Source organism: Bacillus sp. JJ1609 (assembly GCF_036967045.1).
In the GTDB taxonomy this organism is placed as follows: domain Bacteria; phylum Bacillota; class Bacilli; order Bacillales; family Cytobacillaceae; genus Mesobacillus.
Map to the genome: position 1 here is coordinate 31,790 of NZ_JBALSS010000030.1, position 10,254 is coordinate 42,043.

11 protein-coding genes are annotated in these 10,254 nt (G+C 43.5%); all 11 read left to right on the forward strand.

The window, feature by feature from the left end:
- Positions 1-11: 11 nt before the first annotated feature.
- The 11 genes from V7654_RS20210 to lysS all read left to right on the forward strand — a co-directional run bounded on the left by V7654_RS20210 (position 12) and on the right by lysS (position 9,826).
- Positions 12-896, forward strand: a complete 885-nt coding sequence (locus tag V7654_RS20210; protein WP_335432614.1) for a peptidyl-prolyl cis-trans isomerase — start codon at positions 12-14, stop codon at positions 894-896.
- Positions 897-1,101: 205 nt separating this feature from the next.
- Positions 1,102-2,028 (forward strand): cysteine synthase A, encoded by a 927-nt coding sequence (gene cysK / locus V7654_RS20215; protein ID WP_335432615.1) that lies wholly within the window; start codon positions 1,102-1,104, stop codon positions 2,026-2,028.
- Between the two features lie 258 nt (positions 2,029-2,286).
- Positions 2,287-3,720 (forward strand): aminodeoxychorismate synthase, component I, encoded by a 1,434-nt coding sequence (pabB, locus tag V7654_RS20220; protein WP_335432616.1) that lies wholly within the window; start codon positions 2,287-2,289, stop codon positions 3,718-3,720.
- Entirely contained in the window at positions 3,717-4,310 is a 594-nt protein-coding gene (gene pabA / locus V7654_RS20225; RefSeq protein ID WP_335432618.1) for an aminodeoxychorismate/anthranilate synthase component II, read from the forward strand. The genes pabB and pabA overlap by 4 nt, the downstream gene beginning before the upstream one ends.
- On the forward strand, positions 4,310-5,185 hold the full coding sequence (pabC, locus tag V7654_RS20230; RefSeq protein WP_335432620.1) for an aminodeoxychorismate lyase: 876 nt from the start codon (positions 4,310-4,312) through the stop codon (positions 5,183-5,185). The genes pabA and pabC overlap by 1 nt, the downstream gene beginning before the upstream one ends.
- Positions 5,178-6,023: a dihydropteroate synthase gene (gene folP / locus V7654_RS20235; protein ID WP_335432622.1), complete on the forward strand. Its 846-nt coding sequence runs from the start codon at positions 5,178-5,180 to the stop codon at positions 6,021-6,023. The genes pabC and folP overlap by 8 nt, the downstream gene beginning before the upstream one ends.
- Positions 6,016-6,375, forward strand: a complete 360-nt coding sequence (gene folB, locus V7654_RS20240; protein WP_335432623.1) for a dihydroneopterin aldolase — start codon at positions 6,016-6,018, stop codon at positions 6,373-6,375. Before folP ends, folB begins: the two co-directional genes overlap by 8 nt.
- A gap of 2 nt (positions 6,376-6,377) precedes the next feature.
- Positions 6,378-6,905 carry a 2-amino-4-hydroxy-6-hydroxymethyldihydropteridine diphosphokinase gene (gene folK, locus V7654_RS20245; RefSeq protein WP_335432625.1) on the forward strand — a complete coding sequence of 176 codons (528 nt, stop codon included), beginning with the start codon at positions 6,378-6,380 and terminating at the stop codon, positions 6,903-6,905.
- On the forward strand, positions 6,857-7,060 hold the full coding sequence (locus V7654_RS20250; RefSeq protein WP_335432627.1) for a helix-turn-helix domain-containing protein: 204 nt from the start codon (positions 6,857-6,859) through the stop codon (positions 7,058-7,060). Before folK ends, V7654_RS20250 begins: the two co-directional genes overlap by 49 nt.
- A gap of 39 nt (positions 7,061-7,099) precedes the next feature.
- Positions 7,100-8,104: a tRNA dihydrouridine synthase DusB gene (gene dusB, locus V7654_RS20255; RefSeq protein WP_335432628.1), complete on the forward strand. Its 1,005-nt coding sequence runs from the start codon at positions 7,100-7,102 to the stop codon at positions 8,102-8,104.
- Between the two features lie 237 nt (positions 8,105-8,341).
- Positions 8,342-9,826: a lysine--tRNA ligase gene (gene lysS, locus V7654_RS20260; protein ID WP_335432630.1), complete on the forward strand. Its 1,485-nt coding sequence runs from the start codon at positions 8,342-8,344 to the stop codon at positions 9,824-9,826.
- The last annotated feature ends 428 nt before the right edge of the window (positions 9,827-10,254 follow it).

Consider the following 10,254-nt stretch of genomic DNA (forward strand, 5'->3'; position numbering starts at 1 on the left):
GGGGAAGAGAAGTGGAGAAAAAGCAGCTTTGGTATGTAATTGCCGGGTTAGCCATGTTGAACGTTATTACTCTCGTGCTGCTGCTGTTCAAGCCTGCCTTCCTGGAAGGGAATAAAGAGACGGTTGCGGAGATTGGCAATAAGACGATTTCCCGGCAGGAGTGGCTTACTGAACTAGAAGAAAGATATGGGGAAGAAACGCTAAGGGACCTTGTTGACCAGGAAGTAGTCCGGCAAATGGCTGATGATTATAAAATTAAGGTCTCTGACAAGGCGATCGAGCGGGAACTGAATATATACAAAGCGATGTACTCTTCAGCTGAAAATGAACCAAAGAGCGAAGATAAATGGAAACAGCAAATTAAATACAGTCTCTTGCTGGAAGAGCTTTTAACAAAGGATGTAAAAGTAACTGAAGACGATATGAAGGCATTCTATGAACAAAATAAAAGCCTGTTTGACCTTCCTGCATCCTACCATCTTTCACAAATCGTAGTGGAAACGAAAAAAGAAGCAGATGCAGCGGTGAAGGAATTAAAGGATGGCTCCAGCTTTGATGCTCTTGCAATGGAGCGGTCCATCGATGAATTTTCCGCAAACCAGGGCGGTGATATCGGGTTTATCAATGAAGAGGATGAACGAGTTGACCCTCAAGTCGTTGAAGCAGCTAAAACGCTGAAACCGGAAAAATGGACAGGCCCTGTGAAGCTTGAAAACGGCTACGCGATTGTTTATCTTCACGAGAAGCTTGAAGGGAAAAAATACGACTTCAAGGAAGTGAAGAATCAAATCCGCAGACAGATGGCACTTGAACAAATGGATATCCCTGTCTCGGCAAGAGCCTTTTGGAACGAAGCGGAAGTCAGCTGGTTTTATGGTGACAGCGAGAAAAAATAAGATGAAGGGCACTGGTTTTGTGGACCGGTGCTTTTCTTTTGGGGATGGTTTAGAGCGATTTGAAGTAGGATAGTTTAAAAAGGATGGGCAGAAGACTGATTTTGCTTTTTGTCGAAGCAAACTGTTTGACATAGGCCTAAAGAGTTGGTAAATTTTAATAAAACCAATTAAGATACTCGGATTAAAGTAAAAAGGGGTGGGTAAAATGGTACGCATTGCAAATTCAATAACAGAACTTGTTGGCCAGACACCGATTGTGAAATTAAACAGACTTGTTGATGATCAAAGTGCCGATGTATATTTGAAGTTAGAATATATGAATCCTGGCAGCAGTGTAAAAGACCGTATCGCACTTGCGATGATTGAGGACGCTGAAGCTAAGGGCTTGCTGAAGCAGGGAGATACAATCATCGAACCTACCAGCGGAAATACTGGAATCGGCCTTGCGATGGTGGCTGCAGCTAAAGGCTATAAAGCGATTCTTGTCATGCCGGAAACGATGAGCATGGAGCGCAGGAATTTGCTTCGTGCATATGGGGCCGAACTTGTATTGACTCCTGGTCCAGAAGGTATGGGCGGTGCGATCCGAAAAGCAGAGGAATTGTCTAAAGAACATGGCTACTTCGTGCCACAGCAATTTGAAAATGCTGCAAACCCTTCAATTCATGAAAAAACGACTGGACCTGAGATTGTGGAGCAGATGGGCGACCAGCTCGATGCCTTCATTTCGGGGATTGGAACAGGCGGAACGATTACCGGTGCAGGAAAAGTTCTTCGTGAAAAATACAAGGATATTAAAATCATTGCAGTTGAGCCTGCTGACTCACCAGTATTATCAGGCGGAAAGCCTGGACCTCACAAAATCCAGGGAATCGGCGCAGGCTTCATCCCAGGAGTCCTGGATACAACTGTTTACGATGAAATCATCAAGGTAGAGAATGAGCAGGCTTTCGAATACGCCCGCCGCGCGGCAAAGGAAGAAGGCGTCCTAGGTGGAATTTCATCTGGAGCAGCCATATATGCAGCTTTAGAGACAGCGAAAAAGCTTGGCAAGGGCAAGAAAGTACTCGCAATCATCCCAAGCAATGGCGAGCGTTACCTAAGCACACCGCTTTATCAATTCGAAGAATAAATTGTTTTTGAAAGAGGCAGGCATAAAAGCTTGTCTCTTTTTTTATGGAATGATCTCTTTACGGGTACAGCTATAAGGAAGAATTCAACATACATAAGGCAACTAGGAGAAAATTAAATTCAACCAGGAGAAGTTCCAATGAACTGAAATTTAATGTAAATGAAGTCCATTAAAGAATAGAATTTCGTGTAAAAATTTGATGAAAACCCTTCAATTTTTATCAATTAAAAAATGAAAGCGGGCTCTCCATCATGTATGATGGAAAAAGAGAAAAAAATAGGAGTGAAGAGCTTGCCGCGCTATAGCATTCAATCATTAACAATTCCTTATACAGCTTCACGTTTTTTTCATCAATACGATCATATTGCAAAGCAATACAAAGAGCATATTATCCTGGAAAGCGGAAGGGGCGGCCGATATAGCATCGCTGCCTTCGATCCGAAGATTATTTTTTCAGGAAAAAATAATAGATTGACGGTCACAAAGGATGGAGCTTCAGTTGAGCTTGAGGGAAATCCTCTTGAATTAATGAAGATCCAAATGGAAGAATATCAGGTTCCTGAAATAGATGCTCTTCCGGATTTTCAGGGCGGAGCGATTGGCTACCTAAGCTATGACTATGCCCGTTATATTGAAAAATTACCGTCATTGGCCAAGGACGATTCAGGGATTCCTGAAGTATATTTTCAGCTTTTCTATGAATGGTTTGTATTTGATCACGAGACTGAGCAGCTGTGGCTCATGGCACTTGCTGAAGTTGGCCAGGAGGAACAGACAGAGTACAGGCTATCTGAATGGAAGCAGAGATGGGAAGCAGAATTTCCTCCACTAGCAGAAACGGTATACAAGCCAGCTGACAGTAGCTTAGAAGTTTCCATGGATGAGGCTGAATTCATAGAGGCGGTTGAGAGGGTCCAGCAGTATATTTCACAAGGTGACGTCTTCCAGGTAAATCTATCGGTAAGGCAGTCGAAGCCGATTGAAACGGAAGCGATGGAGGTATACAGGCAGCTTCGTATTCTGAATCCTTCACCGTATATGGGGTATCTGCATACGCCTGGTTTCCAGCTTGTCAGCGGTTCGCCTGAACTTTTAGCAAAAATAAAAGGGTCAGAAGTCAGCACAAGGCCGATCGCTGGTACAAGATCTAGAGGGAATACGGATGAAGAGGATCTCCAGCTTGCCAATGAATTGATTCGAAACGAAAAAGAGCGTGCTGAACATGTCATGCTTGTGGATCTCGAACGGAATGACCTCGGAAGGGTATGTAAGTACGGGACCGTTGAAGTCAATGAATTCATGGCAATTGAAAAGTACTCCCATGTCATGCATATCGTTTCGAATGTAAGAGGGGAACTTGCTGATGGTGAAGACTGGTTTGATGTTGTCAATGCAGTATTCCCAGGCGGAACGATTACCGGCGCTCCTAAAGTCAGGACGATGGAAATCATCGAGGAACTAGAGTCGGTGAGGCGCGGACCATATACCGGATCGCTTGGTTGGATCGGATTTAACGGCAATATGGAAATGAACATCATCATCAGGACGATGCTTGTTAAGGATGGCAAGGCCCATGTCCAGGCGGGTGCCGGTGTCGTAATTGACTCCATTCCCGCAAATGAGTACAAAGAATCCTTAAAGAAAGCAATTGCACTTTGGAAGGCAAAAGAGCTTGCGGAGGGTCAAGCATGATTTTAATGATCGATAATTATGATTCATTCACATATAATCTTGTTCAATATTTAGGTGAGATGGGCGAGGAGCTTAAGGTCATCCGCAATGACCAGAATACGATTGAAGGCATTGCGGAATTGAAACCTCAGTTTCTGATGATTTCGCCGGGGCCTTGCAGCCCTAATGAGGCAGGCATCAGTCTTGAAGCGATCAAGAATTTCGCTGGGGAAATACCGATTTTCGGTGTATGCCTTGGGCATCAGTCTATCGCGCAAGTGTTTGGCGGTGAGGTTGTCCGTGCTGAAAGGCTTATGCATGGAAAAACATCCAGGGTCTATCATGATGGCAAAACGATTTTTGCTGGATTGGAAAATCCTTTCCCTGCAGCCAGGTACCATTCACTTATTGTAAAAAAGGACAACCTTCCTGATTGTCTTGAAGTAACTGCATGGACAGAGGAAGGCGAAATCATGGCCATCCGCCATAAAACCCTTCCGGTTGAGGGAGTTCAGTTCCATCCTGAATCAATTTTGACAACATCAGGGAAGCAGCTGCTAAGGAACTTTATCTCGTTTTATAAATCAGCGCAAATGGAAGTCAAATTGTAATGTACGTATATATCAATGGGCAATTTGCCAAAAAGGAAGAAGTCATGATTTCTCCGTTTGACCATGGATTTTTATATGGCCTTGGAGTCTTTGAAACTTTTCGCATCTACAATGGCCATCCGTTTTTACTAGATGACCACCTTGAGCGGCTGAATGCTGGAATGAAGATGCTCAATATTGAGGCAGCTTTTACCCGTGAGGAAGTTTTAAAAATCTTAAATGAGCTTTTAGCTAAAAATGGGTACAGCCATGCATACATCCGTTTCAATGTGTCGGCGGGTAATGGGGAAATCGGCTTGCAGACGGAGAGCTACACACAGCCGAACGTCATTGTGTTTTCAAAGCCACTTCCTGCTCCAGAAGTGATGGCCGAGAAAAAAGCGATACTTTTGGAAATCAATCGGAACACTCCCGAGGGCGGGGAGAGACTTAAATCCCATCATTACCTGAACAATGTGCTCGCAAAGCGCGAAACTGGCAACACCCCTGATATGGAAGGTGTTTTTCTGACCAAAGAAGGCTTTTTATCAGAGGGGATTGTTTCGAATGTATTTTGGTACAAGGATGGCATCCTGTTCACCCCTGCCGTTGAAACAGGCATTCTGAATGGAATCACCCGCAGGTTCGTCATTGCGCTGGCCCGTGAGGCGGGTCTCACGGTTCGTGAAGGCTTTTACAAAAAGGAAGAAGCAGAAGCGGCGGATGAAATGTTTCTAACAAATTCAATTCAGGAAATCGTCCCTGTCACTAGTTTTTCCGGAACGGATTACCCGGGAAAAGAAGGGCGTATTGTAAAAACATTATATAAACATTATGAAGCTCACCGCGAAACACTTTGGAGCAAAACACAGTTGGGAGGGCTCGCGAATGATTAAAGAGCAATCAACCTTGATAAAAGCAGGTCAGTATACACTGGATTATGCCAATAAGACGTTAATCATGGGAATCCTGAACGTCACTCCGGATTCTTTTTCAGACGGCGGCAAGTATAGCCACGTAGAAAATGCGGTAAAGCATGCAAGGCAGATGATTGAGGATGGAGCGGATATTTTAGATATCGGCGGAGAATCAACAAGGCCTGGATATGAACGGATTTCGGATGCGGAGGAGATATCGAGGGTAGTGCCAGCGATTGAGGCGATCACAAAGGAACTTCATATCCCTATCTCCATTGATACGTATAAATCAGAGGTCGCAAAAAAAGCAGTTGATGCTGGAGCGGTCATCATCAATGATATTTGGGGTGCGAAGGCTGACCCGGAAATTGCCGATGTAGCTGCCGAAACTGGTGTACCAATCATTTTAATGCATAATAGGAATGACCGAAATTATTCAAATTTCATTAGAGATGTTTTGAATGACTTATACGAAAGTATCACAATTGCCAAAAAAGCAGGTGTGAAGGACGACCAAATCATCTTGGATCCTGGAATCGGATTTGCGAAGAGCTTGGCGGAAAACCTTGAAATTATGCGCCATCTCGATACACTCGTTTCACTTGGGTATCCTGTGCTGCTCGGAACTTCGAAAAAATCGATGATCGGCGGAGTGCTCGATCTTCCAGTTTCAGAAAGAACGGAAGGCACAGGGGCAACAGTATGCTTCGGAATCCAGCAGGGCTGCCAGATCGTACGGATTCATGATGTGAAGGAGATGTCCCGAACGGCTAAGATGATGGATGCACTCATGGGAAAGGGTGATTTCAGTGGATAAGATTCATGTAAACCAAATGGAGTTTTACGGCTACCATGGAGTTTTTCCTGAGGAAACAAAACTGGGCCAGCGCTTTGGCGTTGATTTAACAGTAGAGCTGGACCTGTCGAAAGCGGGGAACAGTGACAATCTTGAGGATTCCGTCAATTACGGCGAGCTTTATCAGGTATGCAAGGAAATTGTTGAAGGTGAACCGTATAAATTGGTCGAAGCAGTTGCTGAAAAAATCGCCAGTACAATTCTTGAGCGCTTTTCGACCGTAGAAGTATGCCATGTTAAGGTGATCAAGCCGGACCCGCCAATCCCTGGCCATTACAAGTCGGTTGCAGTCGAAATTACAAGGAGCAGATAAGAGTGGAAAATCAGGCGTATATAGCATTGGGATCCAATATGGGAGACCGGTATGAATATCTGAAAAAAGCAATTCTCCTCCTTGAAAGCCACAAAGAAGTCTCAGTGGTAAATACTTCTTCCATATTTGAAACAGATCCGGTGGGCTTCACGGACCAGGATCAATTTTTAAATATGGCGGTCCAAGTCTCTACGAGCTTAAAACCGCTTGAGCTTTTGGATGAATGCTTGAAAATAGAAGAAGAACTTGGGAGAAAAAGGGAAATTCGTTGGGGTCCACGAACATTAGACCTTGACATTTTAATGTATAATCAAGAAAATATTGAAACAGAGAAGCTTACAATTCCGCATCCTCGGATGAGCGAACGCGCGTTTGTAATCCTTCCATTGCTAGAAATGGACCCGAATCTCATGCTTCCCACAATGGAGAAGCCTCTGAAAACCTGTTTACAAAGTATACCTGATAAAGAAGGAGTACGAATATGGAAGCAGAAAAATGGGGAAGACGTATTCGCGCTTATCGAAAACTGAAGGGTTTTACACAAGAAAGCTTCGCAAAAGAGCTGGGAATATCGGTTTCGATTTTAGGTGAAATCGAACGGGGCAACAGGATGCCTGATGACAGCTTGATTGGTGAAATAGCGGAATTTCTGGATGTTAGTATAGATGAATTAAGCCCACAGTAATGTTTTTATATAATTTAAGATGATATAAGGAGGAATACCGTGCTTAAGATTGGTGATATTGAAATGAAAAACCAGGTCGTCCTTGCACCAATGGCTGGCATCTGTAACTCAGCATTCCGCCTTACAGTCAAAGAATTCGGTGCTGGACTGGTATGTGCCGAAATGGTTAGTGATAAAGGAATCGTTTCTAAAAATGATAAAACATTGGACATGTTATATATAGATGAGCGCGAGAAGCCGCTGAGCCTTCAGATTTTCGGCGGTGAGAAGGATACGCTTGTCCAGGCGGCACAATACGTGGATAAGAATACGAATGCGGACATCATTGATATCAACATGGGCTGTCCGGTTCCGAAAATCACTAAATGTGATGCAGGCGCTAAATGGCTGCTTGACCCAAACAAGATTTATGAAATGGTATCTGCTGTAGTGGAAGCAGTTGAAAAACCAGTTACCGTTAAAATGCGTATGGGCTGGGATGAGGATCATATCTTTGCGATCCAGAATGCACAGGCTGTAGAACGTGCTGGCGGTAAGGCAGTCGCTCTACACGGACGTACTCGTGTACAAATGTATGAAGGAAACGCAAACTGGGATATCATCCGCGATGTGAAGCAGGCAGTAAACATTCCTGTTATCGGTAACGGTGATGTACAAACACCTCAGGATGCAAAAAGAATGCTTGAAGAAACAGGAGTGGACGGTGTTATGATTGGCCGTGCGGCACTCGGAAATCCCTGGATGATCTACCGTACTGTTAAATTCCTTGAAACAGGTGAATTGATGGGCGAGCCATCTGCACGTGAAAAAATCGATGTCACCATCCTTCACCTTGACCGTTTGATTGCCTTGAAGAATGAACATATCGCTGTTCGTGAAATGCGCAAACACGCTGCATGGTACTTAAAAGGTATCCGCGGCAACGCTACAGTCCGCAACCAGATCAATGAATGCAGCACAAGAGACCAGCTTGCCTGCTTGTTGACAAACTTCGCTGACGAAGTGGATGCTGCCAGCGAGGAAAATGCTCACCGGGTTGGATAAAAATTGACATTCCCAACTACATTTCCTATAATACCTTTATTAATGCAACTGCCAGTGGATAAGACTGGCAGTTTTTATTCTATTTAGCGCTTTTTTTATCATTCTTTTGGAAAACTGTAGGGATTTAGAGATTTTTAATGTCTGAATCGGATAGTTTGTGTAAAATAATAAAAGTATCCATTCAAACTTACTTAGGATTACATAATAAATTTATTTATATATTGGAGTGAAAGCGACATGAGTCATGAAGAATTGAATGACCAGCTCAGAGTCAGAAGAGACAAGATGAATTCATTGCGTGAAAAGGGCATGGATCCATTCGGTAAACGTTTCGAGCGTTCGCACCTGACTGACCAGCTGATCAGCGAATTTGGGGAATTGGAAAAAGAAGAAATCGAAGCAAAGAACGTTTCGGTAAAAATAGCTGGACGTATCATGACTAAGCGCGGCAAAGGTAAAGCTGGCTTTGCTCATATTCAGGACCTTTCTGGCCAAATCCAAATCTATGTTCGTCAGGATGCAGTAGGTGAAGAGCAGTATGAGATTTTTGATACAGCAGACCTAGGCGATATCGTCGGGATTGAAGGGACTTTGTTCAAGACAAAGGTGGGCGAGCTTTCTATTAAAGCTGAAAACTTTATCTTCTTGTCAAAGGCGTTACGTCCGCTTCCGGAAAAATTCCACGGACTTAAGGACGTAGAGCAGCGTTACCGTCAGCGCTACCTTGACCTGATCACAAGCAATGACAGCAAAACGACTTTCATCAACCGCAGCCGCATCATCCAATCAATGCGCCGATATTTAGATGGACAAGGTTATCTTGAAGTTGAAACGCCTCTAATGCATTCTATTGCCGGCGGAGCTTCTGCACGTCCATTCGTCACTCACCATAACGCACTGGATATGCAGCTTTACATGCGTATCGCAATCGAACTTCACCTTAAGCGCCTGATTGTCGGCGGACTGGAAAAGGTGTATGAAATCGGCCGAGTATTCAGGAATGAAGGGATTTCGACAAGACACAACCCTGAATTCACGATGCTTGAGCTATATGAAGCTTACGCTGATTGGCGTGATATCATGTCCCTTACTGAGAACATGGTTGCCCATATCGCACAGGATGTTCTTGGGACAACAACAATTCAGTATGGCGACTATGAAATCGATCTTAAGCCGGAGTGGAAGAGAGTCCACATGGTAGATGCAATTAAAGAACATACTGGAGTAGACTTCTGGCCTCAGATGAGCACAGAGGAAGCACGTGCGTTTGCTAAGGAGCATGGCGTGGAAATTACCGAGCATATGCAATACGGCCACATCGTGAATGAATTCTTTGAGCAAAAAGTCGAAGAGCATCTAATTCAGCCAACATTCATCTATGGACATCCAGTGGATATTTCGCCATTGGCTAAAAAGAACGACGAAGATCCTAGATTCACAGACCGCTTTGAGTTGTTCATCGTTGCAAGGGAACATGCGAATGCATTTACTGAGCTTAATGATCCAATCGACCAAAGAGAACGTTTTGAAGCACAGCTAAAAGAAAAAGAACAAGGTAATGATGAAGCGCATGAAATGGATGATGATTTCATCGAAGCGTTAGAATATGGTATGCCTCCAACAGGAGGACTCGGCATCGGGATTGACCGATTAGTTATGCTATTGACTAATTCTCCTTCTATTAGGGACGTGCTATTATTCCCGTTAATGCGCCACCGTTAATAGATTTTAATAAAAGGCAAAGCGGCCATGGCTGCTATGCCTTTTATTATTTTTGGCATGACCGCTGTCCTGCAATTAAAAGGATACAGAAAGATTTTGTTCACTATCGCATAACTAAATATTGCAATGGAGCAGAAGCCAAGCAGTTAACGTTTTAAGAATTAGATCAGCCCGAAGACTTGATGTTTTAACTGAATAGATTTGAACACATTAATACGAATAATCTTTCTTTTATTTCTGCAAATAAAAAACGAAAAAACATATTGCCATAGGTTTATAAAGATGCTATATTTATATCTGTTGCTACGAGCTACTTAGTCAGCAACAAGGAAAATAAAAAAACTTATTGACATCGGGTTTTATACCTGATAATATATAAGAGTTGCTTCTAACAGAGCGACAAACTAACTTGTTCTTTGAAAACTAAA

Coding starts and splice junctions, on each gene's coding strand:
- cysK (WP_335432615.1), top strand. CDS start 1,102: ATGGTACGCATTGCAAATTCAATAACAGAACTTGTTGGCCAGACACCG.
- pabB (WP_335432616.1), top strand. CDS start 2,287: ATGGAAAAAGAGAAAAAAATAGGAGTGAAGAGCTTGCCGCGCTATAGC.
- pabA (WP_335432618.1), top strand. CDS start 3,717: ATGATTTTAATGATCGATAATTATGATTCATTCACATATAATCTTGTT.
- pabC (WP_335432620.1), top strand. CDS start 4,310: ATGTACGTATATATCAATGGGCAATTTGCCAAAAAGGAAGAAGTCATG.
- folP (WP_335432622.1), top strand. CDS start 5,178: ATGATTAAAGAGCAATCAACCTTGATAAAAGCAGGTCAGTATACACTG.
- V7654_RS20250 (WP_335432627.1), top strand. CDS start 6,857: ATGGAAGCAGAAAAATGGGGAAGACGTATTCGCGCTTATCGAAAACTG.
- lysS (WP_335432630.1), top strand. CDS start 8,342: ATGAGTCATGAAGAATTGAATGACCAGCTCAGAGTCAGAAGAGACAAG.